13 protein-coding genes and 3 pseudogenes are annotated in these 17,958 nt (G+C 63.5%); 10 read left to right on the forward strand and 6 right to left on the reverse strand.

Annotated features, from left to right (window positions below):
* Nucleotides 1-108 precede the first annotated feature (108 nt).
* The 7 genes and pseudogenes from C471_RS16310 (at nt 109) to C471_RS08900 (ending at nt 7,640) form a co-directional block, all read left to right on the forward strand.
* The gene (locus C471_RS16310) at nt 109-465 is read left to right on the forward strand and encodes a HalOD1 output domain-containing protein (RefSeq protein ID WP_239638638.1); all 357 of its coding nucleotides are present in this window, start codon (nt 109-111) and stop codon (nt 463-465) included.
* A 191-nt stretch (nt 466-656) separates the two neighbouring features.
* A complete protein-coding gene (locus tag C471_RS08880; RefSeq protein ID WP_004048360.1) occupies nt 657-1,538 on the forward strand; it encodes a M48 family metallopeptidase in 882 nt (293 codons plus the stop codon).
* 655 nt (nt 1,539-2,193) lie between these two features.
* Nucleotides 2,194-2,796, forward strand: a pseudogene (locus tag C471_RS08885) (IS5 family transposase); the annotation flags it as partial.
* Nucleotides 2,794-3,371 (forward strand): annotated as a pseudogene (locus tag C471_RS18345) (cytochrome C biogenesis protein); the annotation flags it as partial. The pseudogenes C471_RS08885 and C471_RS18345, both read left to right, overlap by 3 nt.
* A gap of 118 nt (nt 3,372-3,489) precedes the next feature.
* The gene (locus C471_RS08890) at nt 3,490-4,938 is read left to right on the forward strand and encodes a cytochrome ubiquinol oxidase subunit I (protein ID WP_004048364.1); all 1,449 of its coding nucleotides are present in this window, start codon (nt 3,490-3,492) and stop codon (nt 4,936-4,938) included.
* The gene (locus C471_RS08895) at nt 4,931-5,926 is read left to right on the forward strand and encodes a cytochrome d ubiquinol oxidase subunit II (RefSeq protein ID WP_004048366.1); all 996 of its coding nucleotides are present in this window, start codon (nt 4,931-4,933) and stop codon (nt 5,924-5,926) included. The genes C471_RS08890 and C471_RS08895 overlap by 8 nt, the downstream gene beginning before the upstream one ends.
* Nucleotides 5,927-6,467: 541 nt before the next feature.
* The gene (locus C471_RS08900; protein ID WP_004048368.1) at nt 6,468-7,640 is read left to right on the forward strand and encodes a tubulin/FtsZ family protein; all 1,173 of its coding nucleotides are present in this window, start codon (nt 6,468-6,470) and stop codon (nt 7,638-7,640) included.
* A gap of 11 nt (nt 7,641-7,651) precedes the next feature.
* Here the strand turns inward: C471_RS08900 and C471_RS08905 are convergent, their stop codons facing one another.
* Nucleotides 7,652-8,719: a pyridoxal-phosphate dependent enzyme gene (locus C471_RS08905; RefSeq protein ID WP_004048370.1), complete on the reverse strand. Its 1,068-nt coding sequence runs from the start codon at nt 8,717-8,719 to the stop codon at nt 7,652-7,654.
* Nucleotides 8,720-9,515: 796 nt separating this feature from the next.
* Between C471_RS08905 and C471_RS08910 the strand changes: the two genes are divergently transcribed.
* A complete protein-coding gene (locus C471_RS08910) occupies nt 9,516-9,866 on the forward strand; it encodes a nuclear transport factor 2 family protein (RefSeq protein ID WP_004048373.1) in 351 nt (116 codons plus the stop codon).
* A gap of 333 nt (nt 9,867-10,199) precedes the next feature.
* On the opposite strand, the pseudogene C471_RS18455 reads toward C471_RS08910, so the two are convergent.
* The 3 genes and pseudogenes from C471_RS18455 to C471_RS08920 form a co-directional block, all read right to left on the reverse strand.
* Nucleotides 10,200-10,794: pseudogene (locus tag C471_RS18455) on the reverse strand (IS6 family transposase).
* A gap of 216 nt (nt 10,795-11,010) precedes the next feature.
* Entirely contained in the window at nt 11,011-11,871 is an 861-nt protein-coding gene (locus C471_RS08915; protein WP_004048375.1) for an enoyl-CoA hydratase/isomerase family protein, read from the reverse strand.
* Complete coding sequence (locus C471_RS08920) at nt 11,864-12,754, reverse strand: 3-hydroxyacyl-CoA dehydrogenase family protein (protein WP_049909170.1); 891 nt, start codon at nt 12,752-12,754, stop codon at nt 11,864-11,866. The genes C471_RS08915 and C471_RS08920 overlap by 8 nt, the downstream gene beginning before the upstream one ends.
* A 213-nt stretch (nt 12,755-12,967) precedes the next feature.
* Between C471_RS08920 and C471_RS08925 the strand changes: the two genes are divergently transcribed.
* Both C471_RS08925 and C471_RS08930 read left to right on the forward strand, forming a co-directional pair.
* Nucleotides 12,968-13,975 carry an MBL fold metallo-hydrolase gene (locus C471_RS08925; RefSeq protein ID WP_004048379.1) on the forward strand — a complete coding sequence of 336 codons (1,008 nt, stop codon included), beginning with the start codon at nt 12,968-12,970 and terminating at the stop codon, nt 13,973-13,975.
* A gap of 240 nt (nt 13,976-14,215) precedes the next feature.
* Nucleotides 14,216-15,670 (forward strand): aldehyde dehydrogenase family protein, encoded by a 1,455-nt coding sequence (locus tag C471_RS08930; RefSeq protein ID WP_004048381.1) that lies wholly within the window; start codon nt 14,216-14,218, stop codon nt 15,668-15,670.
* Between the two features lie 324 nt (nt 15,671-15,994).
* Here C471_RS08930 and C471_RS08935 read toward each other — a convergent pair whose 3' ends face one another.
* Nucleotides 15,995-17,149 carry an acyl-CoA dehydrogenase family protein gene (locus C471_RS08935; RefSeq protein WP_004048384.1) on the reverse strand — a complete coding sequence of 385 codons (1,155 nt, stop codon included), beginning with the start codon at nt 17,147-17,149 and terminating at the stop codon, nt 15,995-15,997.
* A gap of 38 nt (nt 17,150-17,187) precedes the next feature.
* Nucleotides 17,188-17,952: an enoyl-CoA hydratase/isomerase family protein gene (locus C471_RS08940; RefSeq protein WP_004048386.1), complete on the reverse strand. Its 765-nt coding sequence runs from the start codon at nt 17,950-17,952 to the stop codon at nt 17,188-17,190.
* Nucleotides 17,953-17,958 lie beyond the last annotated feature (6 nt).

A 17,958-nucleotide genomic window follows, 5' to 3' on the forward strand; every position in this document is an offset into this window, starting at 1 on the left:
TCGGTAGATAGCCAAATTATGGTTGAGGATATTGCCTGGTTCGAGGCGATCTACTCTCACGTGATATGAGGGAAAAGATTGATACTTACCGAACGTTCAGTTAGGGTCGTGGCGCAACCCGAAGCGTCCGAATACACAATGACTGATGAATCTCGGCCCGCTGACGAATTGACAGCATCGTGGCACGGCCGCTACCTGGCTCGCTGGGGCAATGAAACACCCCTCTACGAAGCCGTCACCGACGCCGTGTCGACCGTTACCGGCGATGCCCGTTCGGCAGTCGCCTCCCGCTATGATCGGACGCATGCGTTCGCGCTCAGTCAGCTGTTCGGCGGAGCTGACGGAGCGTCGACGCCATCGACTGGAGTGGTCAAGTTCGTTCTCTCCGAGTGTGTTGTCTCGGTCCACAGCGACGGGCAACTCTCGGTCAGCCTCGCTGACCGTGAACGTAACGCGATTGACTAATCACACACGTACATGCATAGACTCACCGCGAACAGCAGACCCGATACAGAATTGACGGCCGGACTCGATCGAACAATCGTCAACCGGAGACTGAATCGGGTTGATAGACCAGCCAACGCCGAATCTGAGTATACTCCCGAGACCACCTCTACAACATAACACACATGAGACATATTGGACTTAAAATACGGATGGCCGTCGTCGGTACACTTCTCGCGGGATTCTACCTCGTGGCCGTCGCCGCAGCGATGGTCGCGTTCGGCGAGGGCATCCTCCCGATTGCTATCGTCGGCAGCATCCTCTTGATCGGAATCCAGTATAAAGTTGGCAAGTGGGCCGCGTTACGGAGCGTCGGGGCCGAAGACCTGTCTGAGACCCAATACGCAGAGATTCATCAGTTCGTTGAGCGCGTCTGTCGAGAGAAGGAGATGAAGAAACCGTCGTTGAAAATCGCCAGTATGGGCGTTCCGAATGCGTTCGCGGTCGGTCGCCGCGGAAACGGAACCGTGGTCATCTCTCAGGAACTCATTCAACTGCTTGACCGAAGCGAGCTCGAAGGCGTCATCGCCCACGAACTCGCCCACATCGACAATCGCGACGTCATCACGATGCAACTCGGTCAAGGCATCGCATCCATCGTTGCTATCGTTGCGCAGTACATCGTGTTGTTCACTGGTGAGAACGACCTCGCAGATTTCTTCCTCGCTGTCGTCGTCGGGAACATCGTCCAGTTCGTCGTGATGATCTTCGTGCTCGCGATTTCCCGGTACCGTGAATACGTCGCCGACTCCGACGCCAGGGATGTCATCGGGCAGGGCGAACCACTCGCTCGCGCGCTTGAGAAAATTCATCAGGGCAACCAGCAGGCCCAACAATCGGCTGGACGTGCCCAGCGCAGCCCTGGGTCGGCTAATCGGCGCGGCCGCGGGCGGGGGAGGCAGCGCTCCCGCGACGCGAACGTTGATCAGCAGGTGAGCGCACTCTGTATCTCCAGCTCTGACCGTGGCTTCCTCCAACAAATCGTCTCCACGCACCCGCCCATGGAGAAGCGTATCCAGCGGCTCCGCTCGTAGATGCCCGGGGTTCGCGAACTCCTCGCAGTCGTTCTCGGCGTCCTGCTCGGCATTGTGTTGATTGTCGCCCCACAAACAGCACTCCGACTGTCCGTATTCGTTGGCCCGAACCGTCGACGTCGTGGTGACTACGGCACAGACAAGCACGACTCGCTTTCCGACCAGTGGACGTGGCTCATTCGTGGACTCGGTGTCGTATGTCTCGCTATTGCGCTCTTTATCGCGTATCAAACGTATGCCTGACTGGTCCGCTAACACATCACTATCTCTATAGCTCCAGAGAAACTCATCGATAAGAGATACAGAGGTAGTGAATATGACGGCAACCCCGGAGTCTCGTCGGGTGGTCTTCCGACGGATCGCAAGACGTTCGCATACTGATTGGCCGGCGTACGATTCGACACCGTTGTACGATCGGACGTCGCTTGCTGGTCTAGAATCGGACGTTCGTATCGTCTCTACAACGTGGTTCAGACACGATGATCATACCTCCGTCGAGCAATTCGTCTGCTCGCTCCCGTTGGCCTATGCCATCTTTGACGCCGAGGATCGCTACACCGGGCCCACACGATACGAGAGGCTGTGTTGAATCGCCATACAGCAACGAGGTAGGCCGCTAAATCAAAGGAGTTGAAGCGGGAGAATCCGGTTGTTCATGACGCAGATCTCCCGCTTCATCGGGGAAGTTGTCCCGGTTGCTCAAAGAGTTACTGGCGATGGAGGCGAATCCGCCGCCCCGGAAGGTGGCGGCGGATTCGCCGACTATGCACTCGTTTCCCTTCACTGTCTGCGGATTTACCTCGATTCATCGTACCGCATGACGATCGACCTGCTCAAAGAGATGCCACAAATAACCGGAGAGATCGGCCTCAACGCGGCCGATCTCCCCGCGCCGTCCACGTTGTGTAAGGCGTTCGACCGGATCAGCATGAGCGTCTGCCGAGTGCTGCTGCGCCAGTCGGCGCAGCTGCACGATCTCTCTGAACACGCCGCGATCGACGCCACGTTCTACGACCGCTCACCAGCCAGCCGCCACTACTGCCAGCGAATCAGCTACCGCGTTCAGAAGCTCAAAGTCACAAAACTCGTCGATACAGCGTCTCAATCCGTCCTTGACGTTCACTGCTCAACAAATCGGGAAGGGAGCGACGCAGACCTCGCTGAGCAGATCGCCCGCCGGAACGCGGGCGATCTGCGGTCTCTCGCGGCCGATAAGGGCTATGACAAGCAATCGCTTCGTGAAGGATTACGCAAGCTGCCGGGCTACGTTGGATTCTACGTGAACTCTACTGACACCGAAAGCGCCTCTGTCACAGGCGCGGGGATTCGGGGAGTGGTAGCCGCGTTGGGCGTACTTGCGACGTTTGCGTTGCTGGGCGGGGCCACGGCGTGGGTCGGCCACGAGACACTGTCAGATATCACCATTTTTGAGACACTGGTCGGCGGATTGCTCATCATCTTCGGATTACTTGTCGCATTCGACCGCGCTCCATCACTGTCGGTATCACTTCCAAAGCGCCGATCAAGCGTTCTCGGCTTCGGTCTTTTTGGCGCGGGATACGCATTAGCTGGTGCCGGATGCGTCGCCCCAGTCTTCTGGCAGTTGTAGCCCGAGCAATCACCCTCTGGACCGAAGCAGCGCTGCTCGTATTAGGAGTCTATGCCGGTGTTGTTGCTGTACTAATGGCTGCAACAACCGTCGCAACTGGAGTCAGTATCATCAGTAACGCAAATCGCGTAATGGCTCATGCCGGATGGCTCAAGCGGCTCGCCGGCGTTGTGATGATCATAGCTGGGATCGGTCAACTCTATCTATCAGTTATCGTATACTAATACGGCGATTGAGGTGTACAAAAAGTACGGTTCTAATAATAGAATACTATTGTGGTGAATGCTCCAAACTGGGAACCGTTGGGCTACTCATAAGCTATTGTGCCGTAGCGTAGGGCGAATGGGTCCAATCACACTACTGAGTGCCGTCGACCCAGTCTGGGCGACGTTCCTCTCTCCGGAACTCGCGAGTCGGATGCAGTTCGGATGGACAATCTCCGTTCACATCATCTTCGCGTCCCTTTCGATCGGGCTCGCACCGTTTATTATCTACTTTACTTGGAAAGACGTGCGGACGAACGAGCAGCGGTATGCGCGATTGCGCTCGTTCTGGGTGAAGGTTTTCGCCGCCGGTTTCGTGATGGGTACAGTCACCGGGATTCCGATGAGTTTCCAGTTCGGCACGAACTTCCCACAGTTCGCCGAGGTATCCGGTGAACTGATCGGCGGCCCGCTGGCCTTCGAAGCGAAGATGGCGTTCTTCTTAGAGGCCGTCTTCCTCGGCGTGTTGCTGTATGGCCGCGACCGTGTTGAGGACCGAACATACCTCATCTCGTCGGTGCTCGTCGGCTTTGGCGCCTGGCTGTCTGGGTTCTGGATCCTGATCGTCAACGCTTGGATGCAGACCCCACGGGGCTACGAGATGGTCACCCGGAACGGGATGGAAGTCGCCAAACTAACCGATCCGTTCGCCGCGTTCCTCACCCCGCGAATGCCCTGGATGTACGTGCATATGATGAACGCGTCGGTGCTCGCGGTCGCACTGCTGGTCGCGGGCGTCTCGGCGTACATCGTCTGGAAAAAGCCCGACACTGAAGCCTGGAACACCGCACTCAAGCTAGCTGTCGTACTCCTAATCATCTCCGCACCGTTCCAAGCGGTCCACGGCGATGCCTACGGCCGCCACGTCGAGGACACCCAGCCACAGAAGTTTGCCGCGATGGAGGCTCACTACGAGACGGGGCAGGCCGACCTACACCTGCTCGCGTTTCCGAAGTCACCTGAGGCACTTACCGACCCGCGAGCCGAGAACCTCGTCACCGTGAGCCTCCCCGCAGTTGGGTCGTTTCTCGCCAGTGGCGGGGACTTCGACGCCGAGGTCATCGGACTGAACGAGTACGAGGAGAACCCCCCGGTAGCACTCGTGTTCTGGTCGTTCCGTTTCATGGTCGGGCTCGGGTTCCTGTTCATCGGGCTCGCGCTCTGGGGCGGGTTCCTCACGTACCGAGGCGGGTTGGCCGACAGCACACGCTACCTGAAGGCGATGATCGCTGCATCGCCGTTCGGCTACGCTGCGTTGCTCACCGGCTGGTACGTCACCGAGATCGGCCGGCAGCCGTGGGTCATCCAGGGCGAGCTCAAGACGAGCGAGGCGGTGTCATCGACGCTCACCGGGGCCGAGGCGACACTGACCCTGGTCGGGTTCGTCGTGCTCTACATCGGGCTGATGCTGACAGCGCTGTACATCCTGAAGTGGCTGGTCCGAGAGGAACTCCGGTCACTCGGCGTCCGAGAGTCGAATGGCGGCCGCTGGCACGGCCCGATTCCGTGGGTGAGTAGCGATGACTGACCCGCTGTTGCCCGTCGACGCGTACCTCGTCGAATCGCTGCCGGAGATCTGGTTCGGCGCCGTGCTGTTCGCGTTGGGGATGTACGTCGTCCTCGACGGGTTCGACTTCGGTATCGGGATGCTTTACGCGACCCGGACGGACGAACGCGAGCGGGAGACGTTCCTGGCGGCGTTCGGACCGGTCTGGGACGCGAACGAGGTGTGGGTCGTCGCCTTCGGGACGATGCTGCTAGCGGCGTTCCCGCGCGTGTACTCGCGCCTGCTGGCGGACAACTATCTGCTCGCGCTCGGGTTCGTCCTCGCGCTGGTGTTCCGCGGCCTCGGTCCGGAACTCCGCGAGCAGCGCGACGACGAGCGCTGGAAGCGCTACACCGACTACGCGTTCATCGGCGGGAGCGTGTTCGCGCCGCTCCTGTTGGGGATGCTCGCGGGTCGCTGGCTGTTCGGCGGAGCGACGCTACCAGTGGCGTTGACTGGCGTCGCCCTAGTCGCCGTCTCGATAGTCACGGGGGCGGCGTTCCTCGCAACCAAGACCGAGCCCGGTCTGGCATCGGAACTGCGAGCGTACGGCATCGGTGCGACACTGGCGTACCTTGGCGGTGTGGTCGTGCTGCTGGGAACCGTCGTCCTGACCGATGCGGGCGGCGCTGCCGACGCGATGCTCTCGCTGCCCGTCGCTGCAGTCGTCGCTCTCTCGGTCGCCGTCGGGCTGGGCGGGAGCGGACTGGCCAGACGCGGTCGGTACCGAGCCTGGCTCGCGAGCGCACTGGCGCTGCCCACACTGTTGACGATCATGGTCGCAATTCTGCTGTACCCGACGATTTATCCGCCGACCGGGCTGTTGGTTAGAGAAGCGGTCGTGTCGCCACTAGCGCTGAACCTCGTGACCGTCCTCGGGTTTCCGGTCCTGCTGTTGGTACTGTGGTACTTCAAGTTCCTCTACGGCGTGTTTAGCGGCCCAATCGAGGGTGAGGGCTACGGGGGGTGACCCCACCAACGTCTCGTCGTTCCATTCTCCGCTCAGTACTGGGGACTCTCCGATCGGGGATGTGTGCGATATGATGGAATCACATCCTCGCGATAGTGTATCACACTCAGTGTCACACATCACCAGTGCCGGCAACTGGAACGCGACAGAGCGTATCGGCTTCGGACCGCCGAGGACCGCATTGTGTCGCAGTTTGTCAAGCAGACACTCTAGCTGGAGCCATCGAAGGAAGATAGTTCCATATTCATGGAGAACGCCGGCCTCAACCCCTGAGACCCGGTTTTGCCACCGTGTCGGGGGATAGGGCAGTTTTGGTGGACTGATCGATGCCATCGAACGAGATCGCGAAGGGCTCGAACGGGGGCAGCCGTACCGATTCATTCACCTCACCGATGCCGCCCGCAAGCTGTTCGACCAGAATAACTTTTCGAGCCCGACGCATACCGAGACCTGTTCGCCGAAGTTGTGGTTAGCCGTCGAACGCCGTTTGTTATCCAAGCTTTATGAGTCCGCCCCGCGTATCTACATGTGGTGTGTTTACATGAAACTCGCATTGATCGGGGTCGGACAGGCGGGCGGGAAGGTGGTCGACGAGTTCTTGGACTACGACGCACGGACGGGCGCAGACATTGTCCGTGGAGCGATCGCCGTCAACACGGCCAAAGCGGATCTCCAGGGAATCGACCGCCTCCCGGAGGACCGCCGGATTCTGATCGGGCAGTCGCGAGTGAAGGGCCACGGCGTGGGGGCGGATAACGAGCTGGGCGCAGAGGTGGCGGAAGAGGACATCGACGAGATCCAAGGGGCGCTCGACTCGGTACCGGTCCACGAGATCGATGCGTTCCTCGTCGTTGCGGGGCTTGGTGGTGGGACGGGGTCGGGTGGAGCGCCCGTGATCGCTAAGAACCTCAAACGGATCTACACCGAACCTGTGTACGGGCTCGGCATTCTGCCCGGCAGCGACGAGGGCGGGATCTACACGCTGAACGCCGCTCGATCGCTCAAGACGTTCGTGGATGAGGTTGACAACCTCATGCTGTTCGACAACGACGCGTGGCGCAGTTCGGGTGAATCCGTTGAGGAGGGGTTCGACGCGATCAACGAGGAGCTGGTCCAGCGGTTCGGCGTGCTCTTCAGTGCGGGCGAGATAACCGAGGGAAGCGACATCGCCGAGAGCGTGGTCGACTCCTCGGAGATCATTAACACGCTCAAAGGCGGCGGGATCTCCTCGCTGGGCTACGCCGATGTCGAGGTGGACGAACCAGAGCGGAAGGGGTTGCTCTCGCGGCTCCGTGGCGATTCGGATGACGGGATCGACAGTACGGAAGCGACCAACCGGATCACGAGTCTCGTCCGGAAGGCGACGCTCGGTCGGCTCACGCTGCCCTGTGAGGTGAGCGGGACGGAGCGTGCGTTGCTCGTCGTCGCCGGCCCGCCGGAGTATCTCAACCGGAAAGGTATCGAGCACGGTCGCAAGTGGCTCGAAGAGCAGACCGGGTCGATGGAGGTCCGAGGTGGTGACTATCCGCGACGCGGTGAGGGAACGGTCGCGGCGCTCGTGCTGCTCGGTGGTGTGACGAACGTCCCGCGAGTGAAAGAGCTTCAGCAGGTCGCGATCGAAGCGCAACAGAATCTCGGGGAGATCACCGACGAGAGCGAGGACCGTTTTTCGGAGCTGATGGATAGTGACGGGGAGCTGGAATCGCTGTTTTGAGGGCGGGTAGGTTACGTATCAGTGAGCAGCGAGGCGAGGCGTTCCGGAAGGGCCGCCCGATTTGCCCGCTCGGTCGCAATCGACGCGTCCCCGGTACCGAGCTCTTTGAATCCTGTCCCGGTCGGCACGAGAACGACATCGTCGTCAGAGCCGATCGCACCGCGTTCCGACAGCCGCGTTGCACCCGCGAGCGACGTCGCCGACGCCGGTTCGACACAGAACCCGCCGTCGACGGCGAACTGCCGCTGCGCCGCCCGAATGTCATCATCGCTGACCGACACGACCGAGCCACCGGTGTCGCGAACAGCCGCGAGCGCACGACCACCGCTTGGGGGGTCCGGGTTCCCAATCGAATGGGCAATCGTCTCGCCGATCTCGTCGTCCGTAAGCGGCGCCGGATCGGCTACGCCGGCGTCGAACGCCCTTGTCAACGGATCGGACGTGTCCGTTTGGACGAGGTACAGCCGCGGCGGCTCGTCCAGCGATCCTGCGGCTTCGAGGTCACGAATCCCACGCCATATCCCCGAGGCGAAGCCCCCAGAACTCGTCGGCAAGACGATCGCGTCGGGCACGTCAGGCGCAAACGCCTCGCAGATCTCGAACAGGGCGGTCTTGTACCCGCTGATCCGTGACGGAGCGTCACTGACGAGAATCGAGATCGGGAGCTCCGTCGATAACTCGAGTGCATCGTCATAGAGGGCTCCGTAGTCGCCGTCAACCCGCACGATCGTCGGGTCATACTGACCGATGAGCTCCAACCTGACCGACGGGATCTCGTCTGGAACGAGTACGACGCACTCGCGATCCAGACCGGCTGCGTGCGCAGCGGTGCTCATCGCCATGTTGCCGTACGAGACGGTGCCGACGGCGCCGCCGCTCGCTGCAACCGCATGCGGGACCGCCACCGCGCTGCCCCGGTCTTTGTACGAGCCGGTCGGGTGTTCTCCCTCGTCTTTGACGTACACCTGACAGCCTGCGACAGCGTCGAGTCCCTCGCTTCTGACGAGCGGTGTCCCGCCCGCGGCGCGAGCGATTCCCTTCGGCCGGTCGATCGGGAGGAGCGGCTCGTAGCGCCACATCCCGTCGTAGTCTCGACATCCGTCCCAGGAGAATGCTGCCGTGTCCGTTTCGAACCAAACCGGCTCTCCACAGGTACACCGGACACGAGCGGGATCTTCGTACCGGTCACCACACCGGTAACACCGCGACGTCGTAGCCATAACGCGTCCTGGGAGGCCCGGCGACGTATACTCTCCGACCGTGAAATCTCCCCTCCGTCAACCCCATCCGGAGCGAGCGTCCAACAGGGAGCGTCACCAGCGGAATTGGACGACATCAGCCGTGAGAGGATTGTCAACATGCCTTTAAGAGCAGTACGCCCGCAGCGAGGACGTTCACGGTAGTCGTCAATCGCCACACAAAATGAAGAGCGAACTCATCCCCCACCAATACAGCGACTCTCATCGAAGCGATACCGATGCGGAACAAACGCGCCGTGGACTACCGTCCCGCATCGAAGTCGGCGTCGATCGGGGTTCTAAATGTATATGAATACCAACATTCTCGGAGAGTGTCGAGTATTAAATTTATCAGAGACACTACCTCGAAGACCACAGCGCCCCGGTCTCACGCTTGCGCACGGACCTCGGTATCAACTAGAGACGTGAGCCTTCTTTAGATACGGGTTTCGCCGAGCGGTGTGCGAAGTGCACCCCGAGGCGAAAAGACGCTCCGCTACAGGTACTGAATACTGACGAGGTGGCCGCTCCTCACTGAGACTTACAAGGCTAAAACCCCTCTCTGAAGGCCGGAGAGGATGTCAACGATGAGATACAGCAGAAGAACTATGTGTTCGTCTCCAGAGATTGTTCTCGTATGAATGAGAGCAAACGCGATCAGCTAATCGACTCCTATTTGAACGGGATGGATCACGAGGACAAAGCCCTGCTACGAGACGCCTTCGCCCCGGATATCGTACACGAACACCCCGTCCGCGACGTGAGGGGGATCGAAGATTTCCTCGTATTCAAAGTCGACGAACAGCCGCCCCAAGAGTCCGAACACAAAGTGAGCCGCCGCATCCACGTTCCGGAAGTGTCCGTGGTCCAAGGGCGAAAAGTCGGAACCGTTGAGGGGCAACCGGTAGACGTCTCGTTTTGTGATGTCTACGAGTTCAACGCGGACGAGTCGTCGATCACGAAGCTTTCTGTCTACGTGCGAGAGTGAGCTATCAGGAGGCAACGTCGATCGGTCTTCGAGGTCAACTGTCGGAGCCCCCTGGCGGTGAAATCAATGAGCCAAGGGAGAACGTCTTGAGGAGAGATGGGCCGATCGCTGAGCACGGACGAGTCGGGTAGCCGAGTCCGTTTTCGGACCGTAGCGGACTTTCTCTGTGCTTAACGGGACGACGACGAATACCTCGCCCAGACCGAGACGGAGACCGACGCAGAGGGGCACCACGAAACCGGCCTCGATCGTGAACGTCGCCGCGGATCGTGTCACTGGTTGCGTCAATGTCCGTCGTATCCCGCGGCGTGGGTACGCTCCGGTCGTGGTGACTCAAGCACGGTTCCACCAGACGGCGTGGGCTTGCAACCAGCTTCTGCGGTCGATAGATCGATGTGTGTAAAACAGTTTGAGAACAGAGAGGTTTCTCGTCTTACCTCACAAGATATACGTTCAACGGGGTTCCTGAAGCCGTGTAGGTGGACGCGGTAGCGGAGGTAGGTTGACGCGGTAGCTGAGGGTTTTCGCGTCGGATACCACCGATGAGATCGGTTCGTCATCGGCGAAAAACACGGCGTCAAAGACGCCGTGGTTCTCGGGACACTCGGTGAGGGATTCTCGTGCGATCGGAATCGCATACGTCTGAAAGAACCGGGAGTGAGGCTTCTATCAGATGTGGGATCAGCCGCGACGTACAGCAAGTACTGCTCGTCGGCGATCCGGATCGGTTCTGATCGACCGCACCACGATCCGGCTCTCAGCGTCAGCTGGCTGCAGCTCGGCTTGCAGTACCCAACTGTGAACAGCGATACGTCTTCGGTTGACACCAAGTGCTCAAAAAAAATAACTGTATTCGAAATTGATGAGATGACGAAATAGTGGCGGATACCTTTTCAATGATCTCGCGGGGTGCCCGCTCTCGATCCACACTTCCAAGTCAACATCCGCGCGTTGATCGTCGCCGTTTATCCGTCTGAATACGTCTCGTTCGAGGCGGAAGATCCCTTAGAAAAGGGTAGCACACAGCAAGGATCGAGATCGTCTGAACACGCCAATCGAGTCGAACAACTGCGTGGCCATCAGCATGGAGGTGCGGCGAACCGCCGGCCAACAGAGTTCAAGATCGATCTGTCGGCACGCGGTGCTATTCGCCGTGCCAGTCGGGATCGCGTCCCTCGAGGAAGGCGTCGATGCCTTCGTTTTTGTCGTCGGTCGCGAACAGTTGCGCGAACAGGGCAGCCTCGTACGCCAGCCCGTCGTCGAGGTCCATCCGGCCGCTTGCCCGCACCGCATCCTTCGCGAACTCGAGCGCGACCGGGCTCTTGTCGGCCATCGCGCCGGCCAGTTCGTCTACCCGCTCGTCGAGCGATTCCTCCTCGAGGACTTCGTCGACGAGTCCGATGTCGCCCGCCTCGGCGGCGTCGATCAGCTCGCCCGAGAGGATAAGCCGCATGGCCTGTCCCTCTCCGACGAGCCGTGGGAGACGCTGGGTACCGCCGCCTCCCGGAATGATCCCGAGAGAGATTTCGGGCTGACCGAGCTTGGCGTCCTCAGCCGCGAGGCGGACGTCACAGGCCAGCGCGAGTTCGCATCCGCCTCCGAGCGCGTGTCCGTTAATTCGGGCGATCACCGGAAGCGAGAGATCGGCGACACGCTCGTAGATCCGGGGGCGTTTGCTGGCTTCTCGCTGTTCGAGTGCGTCGCGCTCACGGAGTTCGGTCACGTCGGCTCCCGAGACGAACGCGCCGCCCGCGTCGTCGCCCGTGAGCACGACGACCCGCGACGACGGGTCCGCCTCCGCGGCGGCGAGCACGTCGGCCAGGTCCTCGCGGACCGCCGCGTTCAACGCGTTGCGCTCGTCCGGCCGGGAGATCGTCACCGTCGCCACGCCGTCGGCGCGGTCACCGACGGCCGCCTCGACCACGTCGGAGTCGGCGGCGACGGCGACGGGGTCGGCGGCGTCCTCAGAACCGGTGGCGTCGCCGGTGTCGCCCGAATCAGACATCGTCGATGTCTCCTTCACCGCTGACGCCGACGATCTCGCCGTCCTCCCAGACGTAGAATCCCTCGCCGCTCTTCTTGCCGAGCTTCCCCGCGCGCACCTTCCGGCGGAGCGCCTGCGGCGGCCGGAACCGCTCGCCCAGCTCCTCGCGGAGGTACTCCAACACGTCGAGGCGCACGTCGAGTCCGACCACGTCGGTCAGCTCGATCGGTCCCATCGGGTGGTTGTAGCCGAGTTCCATCGCCTGATCGATGTCGCGGGGACTCGCGACGCCGGTCTCGAGCATGCGGATCGCCTCCGCACCGAGGGCGACGCCCAGCCGCGAGGAGGCGAAGCCGGCGGAGTCGCGGATCGTGATCGGGGTCTTGTCGAGCGACTCGACGAACTGCGTGATCCGATCGAGGGTCGCCTGGTCCGTCTGCTCGGCGCGGATCACCTCGACGAGCCCCATGATGTGGACGGGGTTGAAGAAGTGGAGGCCGAGCGCGCGGCCCGAGTCGTCGAGGGTACTGACGATCTCCGTCACCGACAGCGACGAGGTGTTCGTCGCGATGATCGCGTCGGCGGGCGCGGCCGCCTCGACGTCCTCGAACACGCTCTGTTTGAGACCGACATCCTCGGGAACGGCCTCGACGACGAGCTCGGCGTCGCCGACGGCCGCCTCCAGGTCCGTCGTCGTCGAGATGTGGTCGAGCGTCGCCGTCATCTCGGCTTCGGTCACTTTCCCCCGGTCGACGCCGCCCTGGAGGTTCGCCTCGATGCTGTCGACGCCGTCCGCCAGCACCTCCTCGTCGATGTCGCGGATCGTGACCTCGTTGCCGGCCATCGCAGTCACCTGTGCGATACCGTGACCCATGGTTCCCGCACCCAGTACTGTGGTTCGCATGAATCCGATGTCTCTTTGGACGCAAATGAAACTTGCTGTCCGCGCAGCCGATTTCGCGGGTGCTGATTTCCTGTCGGATCGGATGGGGCAGTGACCCGAATCCGTTGGCGGCCGTGGCCCGAATCCGTTGACGACCGAGACGGGTGCGGATACCGCTCGTCGACGGCCCGGCCACACCGACAGCTTCGTTACGGTCCGTGCCAAGGGTACCCTATGCGTACGGATAGCGACGACGCGCGATCGATAGGCCTCGAAAACACGGTCTTCGAGGGATCGAACACCGTGTACCTCCTCGGCGCAGACGGGACGGGACCGCTCACACTCGTCGACGCCGGATTCGACACTCCGGACATCCGCGATCAGTTGGCGGCCGGGATGGAAGCGGCCGGCCACGCGGTCGCCGACGTCGACCAGATTCTGCTCACTCACTACCACGGCGACCACGCCGGCCTCGCGGGCTGGGTGCAGTCCGAAAGCGGCGCCGAGATTCGGATCCACGAGCTCGACGCGCCGGTCGCCGCGCCGGACGAGGCGGCGTATCGCGACCTCCGGGAGAGACAGGAGGCGGCCTTCGAGGCGTGGGGAATGCCGGAGCCGAAGCGCGAGGCCGTGCGGGTGGTGCTCGACGAGGAGACGGACCTCGCGACCGGTAGCCCCTCGATCGAGCCGATCGCCGACGGTGAGACCGTGCGGGCCGGACCGCACGAGCTGACCGCGATCCACCTCCCGGGCCACACCGCCGGCCACGTCGGCTACCACGCGGCCGACGTGGGCGTCCTCTGGAGCGGTGACGCGCTCTTGCCGCGGTACACCCCGAACGTCGGCGGCGCGGACGTGCGGCTCGACGGCGCCCTCGCGGCGTACCTCGAGAGCCTGGAACGCATCGTCGCCACCGCCCCGGAGAGCGCCTGGCCCGGCCACCGCGACCGCATCGACGATCCGGTCGGGAGGGCGCGCGAAATCATCGAACACCACCGCGAGCGCACCCGACGGGTCATCCGAGTCCTCCGCGAACGCGGTCCCGCGAACGCGTGGGCCGTGAGCCACGAGCTGTTCGGCGAGCTCGAGGACATTCACATCCTCCACGGGCCCGGCGAGGCGTCCGCCCACCTGGAACACCTGACCGACCGGGGACTGGTCGAGCGCGACGGGGACGGGACGTACGCGCTCGCCTCGCCGACGGACGACCTGAATCTCGAAGGGCTCTTCCCGGCCGTCTGATCGACGGTCGCGAGCACGTTCAACGACAACGTCCCCCACAGCGCCTCGATGACCGGGCGGTCGCGAGGCGAACCCTCCCCGTTCAGATTCCCTGCACGCTTACCCGTCACCGCGATACCGATCATAACGGCGTTCAGTTTCGGTCGTCAGACCGATCCCCGCTCGTCGCCCGCGCGCACTCGAATACGAAAGCAGAGCCGGTTACGGAATCTTTTTGAAACGACCTCGACACGGTGAGGTATGGGATACGACGGCCCCACAGAGTTGTACATCGACGGCGAGTGGACGTCGGCGACCGACGGACAGACCATCGAAACGGCAGACCCCGCGACGGAGGAGCCGTACGCGACCGTCGCGAGCGCGACGGCCGAAGACGTCGATCGCGCGGTCGACGCCGCCGACGCGGCCGCCGCTCGCGACGGCGCGTGGCGCTCGCTCGACCCGAGCGAGCGCGCGGCACACCTCCACGCCATGGCCGACGCGATCGACGACCTCTCGGACGAGATCGTCTTGGTGGAATCGCACGACAACGGAAAGACGCCGTTCGAGGCCGGACTCGACGTCGACATGGTCGTCGACACGTTCCGGTACTACGCCGGGTGGGCGGACAAGCTCACCGGGCAGACGGTCCCCGTGCCGGGCGACAGGCTCGACTACGTCCAGCAGGAGCCGCTCGGAGTGACCGCCCACATCGCGCCGTGGAACTACCCGTTCCAGCTCGCCGGGCGCAGCCTCGCGCCCGCGCTCGCCTGCGGTAACACCGCGGTTCTCAAACCGTCGAGCCAGACGCCGCTGTCGGCGCTGTACTACGCCGAGGCCGCCGAACGCGCCGGAATCCCGGACGGCGTCGTCAACGTCGTCCCCGGTACCGGGAGCGAAGCGGGCGACGCCATCGTCGGCCACCCGGGCGTCGATCACGTCGCGTTCACCGGGAGCACCGACGTTGGGAAGGGGATCATGTCCCGCGCCGCCGAGAACGTGACCGGCGTTACCATGGAACTCGGCGGGAAGGGGCCGAACGTCATCTTCCCCGACGCGGACCTCGACGACGCGGCCGCCGGCGCCCACTACGGGATCTTCATGAACGCGGGCCAGATGTGCTGGGCCGGCTCGCGTCTGCTCGTCCACGAGGACGTCCACGACGCGGTCGTCGAGCGCGTCGTCGAGCGGGCCGAGGCGACCACTCTCGGGAGCGGGATCGACGACGACGGGCGGATGGGTCCCCTGATCAGCGAGTCCCATCTCGAGGACGTCGAGGCGTACGTGCAGGCGGGGCTCGACGAGGGAGCGACCCTCGCGACCGGAGGGTCGCGGCCCGACGACCGCGGGGACGGGTACTTCCTCGAACCCACCGTCCTTACCGATGTCACGAACGACATGACCGTCGCCCGGGAGGAGATCTTCGGACCCGTGCTCTCGGTGATCTCGTTCGCCGACTACGAGGAGGCGATCGAGATCGCGAACGACTCGCCGTACGGTCTCATGGCCGGCGTCTGGACGACGGACCTAGAGACGGCACACGGTGCGGCAGCCGACCTCGACTACGGAATGGTCTCCGTCAACGAATATCCGGTGACGTTCCCGCAGACGCCGTTCGGCGGCTTCAAACAGAGCGGCATCGGCCGCGAACAGGGAACGGAGGCGCTCGCGGAGTACACGCAGGCGAAGAACGTCAACGTGAATCTCGAGGGCTGACTCCGCCTCTCGAACCGACGCGATTACGGCTGGCGTATACGCCCGTGACGACGGCGTTCCCGTGGCTCCGACGCGGCGTTTACAACAACCACAATTACACCGATACGGTTGTAATCCTCTAGTCGCTGCCACGACACCTCGTCGACACGCGTCGTTAGCGGCACGTCAACGGGCGATCTCGGGCGATGCGTGACCGACTGCTCGCACAGCGTATACGGCTCGCGAATACGGACATTACGGGCGCGATCAAGCGATCGAGAGCGCTACGGGAGCGTCTGCGATCGGTCGAACGCGTCCCGAGAGGAGTTCGAACGTCGTCGCCCCTCAGAGCCCGAGCGCCGCCTCCGCGACCGTCGTCTTCTGGATCTCGTCGGTTCCGCCGATGATCGAGAGGATCCGGGCGTCGCGGTAGTAGCGCTCCAGCGGGTAGTCCGCGCGGTACCCCTTGCCGCCGTACACCTGCATCGCGTTCCGGGCGACGAACTCGGCGGTCTCGCTCGCGGTGAACTTCGCGCGCGAGGAGGCCCGCGTGTCCCCTTCGCCCGCCGCGATCCGAGTGGCCGAGTCGTAGACGAGGTGGCGAGCGGCGGCGAGCCGCGAGTCCATCTCCGCGACGAGCACCTGCACGGCCTGATACTCGCCGACCGCCTGCCCGCCCTGCTCGCGGTCGCCCGCGTAGGCGACCGCCTCGTCGAACGCCGCACGCGCGATCCCGACGCCGATCGCGGCCAACCCGGTCCGAGCCATGTCGATCGTCCCCATCGCGATGCGGAAGCCGTGGCCGATCTCGCCCAGCAGCGCGTCCCCGTCGACGGCGACCTCGTCGAGGGTCGAGTCGCCGGTGACGTGCCCGCGCATGCCGAGGTACTCCCCCCGCTCGAACGAGAACCCGTCAGTCTCGTCGACGCTCGGGACGAGGAAAACGCTCACGCCGTGCCCCTCCTCGGGCGCCGGGCGCTTGCGCGCCACGACGAGGTGGAGGTCGGCGACGCCGGCGTTCGTCCCGAACGTCTTCTCGCCGCTGATCCGGTAGCCGTCGTCGGTCGCCGTCGCGACGGTCTCCAGCTCCGAGGGCGACGACCCCGCTCCCGGCTCCGTCAACAGCATCGACCCGACGCGCTCGCCCGCGACCATGTCGGGCAGCAGCCGCTCGCGCTGGGCGTCCGTCCCGAAGTTTACCACCGGCAGCGTCGCGAAGGTGTGCCCCTGGATCGTCTCCGCGACCGCGCCGCTCTCGGCCGCGATCCGCTCGATCGCGAGACAGTAGGCGACGAAGTCGGCGCCGAGCCCCCCGTACTCCTCGGGGACGAGAATCCCGAGGAGCCCCCGGTCGCCGGCCTCCTCGATCACGTCGCGGGGGAACTCCCCCGACTCCTCGATCGCTTCGGCGCGTTCCGCGACGACCTCGGTCGCGAACGACTCGGCTCGCTCCCGGACAGCGCGCTGCTCTGCGGACAAGGACTGCTCGATGAGCGTCATGCCCGCTACTCCCTGCGCGTTCCTCTTAAACGTTCACGTCAGTCGAAGTCCGGCCGGCGGTCGTCGAGGAAGGCTGCCACTCCCTCTTCGTGGGCGTCAGTCCCATAGGCCCGGACCTGCAGCGCCGCCTCGCGATCGAGCGCGTCGTCGACGGGACGGCCGAGGTTCCCGTGGATTCCCTCCTTGATCAGCCCGAGCGTCGTCGTCGGCTTCCGATCGAGCGTCTCCAGCAGTTCGTCCACCCGCTCGTCGAGCGCGTCTCCGGACACGGCCTCGTTTATCAGCCCCATGGAGGCGGCCTCGTCGGCGTCGAAGAGCCGCCCGGTCATCGTCAGCTCCTTCGCCCGCCGAAGGCCGACGAGCCGGGGGAGAAGCACTGTCCCCCCGGTGTCCGGAACGAGCCCCACGTTCACGAACGCCTCGCCGAACCGCGCGTCCGCGTCGGCGTAGGCGAAGTCACACGCGGCCGCGAGGTTCGTCCCCGCTCCGATCGCGTCGCCGTTCACCTTCGCGATCACCGGGAACGGGGCCGAGAGGATCGCGCGCACGTTCGCGTTCAGCGTCTCCCGTACCCGCCGAGCGGCCTCGTCGGGCGTCTCCTCGCGCTCGCGCATCGACTCTAAGTCTCCGCCGGCACAGAAGCTCCCGCCCGAGCCCGTGATCACGAGCGCGCGGACGTCCCGCTCTCCCGCCGCCTCGATCGCGTCGCGGAGCTCTCGCGCCGCGGCCGGCGTCATGGCGTTCCGAGCGTCCGGTCGGTCGAATCGCGTCACCTGTACGCGTCCGTTGACATCGGTCTCCATACGTGC

The sequence above is a fragment of the Halorubrum saccharovorum DSM 1137 genome (assembly GCF_000337915.1).
Classification (GTDB): Archaea; Halobacteriota; Halobacteria; order Halobacteriales; family Haloferacaceae; genus Halorubrum; species Halorubrum saccharovorum.